Origin of the sequence: Rhizobium sp. rho-13.1, from assembly GCF_007000305.1 — a bacterium.
In the GTDB taxonomy this organism is placed as follows: domain Bacteria; phylum Pseudomonadota; class Alphaproteobacteria; order Rhizobiales; family Rhizobiaceae; genus Rhizobium; species Rhizobium rhododendri.
The window spans coordinates 1-427 of the sequence record NZ_SCFL01000096.1; the positions used below are offsets into that span (position 1 = coordinate 1).

The 427-nt window shown below is 57.6% G+C and carries 1 pseudogene; it reads right to left on the reverse strand.

Features of this window, described 5'->3' with window-relative positions:
• Window positions 1–377 (reverse strand): annotated as a pseudogene (locus tag EQW76_RS28805) (IS21 family transposase); the annotation flags it as partial.
• Window positions 378–427: the final 50 nt, after the last annotated feature.

Genomic DNA, 427 nt, shown 5'->3' on the forward strand with positions numbered 1-427 from the left:
CAGCAGAACCAGGTGTAGCCGTATCCATCCGGATGGACCTCCCGGTATTCCTGCCATAGCAGGTTGAGCGTCACGCCTTTGCGTTTCAACTCGCTGGCCACTTTCGGCCAGTTCGGTTCCTCGCTGTCTCGAGGAGGTCGCCCCATCCGCCGGAATAGTCGCTGCTCCAGGAGCTCGTCATCATCCAGACCGGGTGGAAGTGGCCATGCTGCAAGCCCCGCCTCCCGCGCCCGCAGCAGATACGTTGAGACCGACGTCTTGCTCATCTTCAGCCGCTCAGAAACGGCGCGTATCGACAATTCCTGCTCGAACGTCAGCCGCAGTATCGATCGAATGTCTTTCACATCAGTATGTCTCGCTTGCTTCCGTCTAGGCATTAGATCCTCGCTTAAAACACGAGAACAAATTGCCAGATCGGCGCTCACGA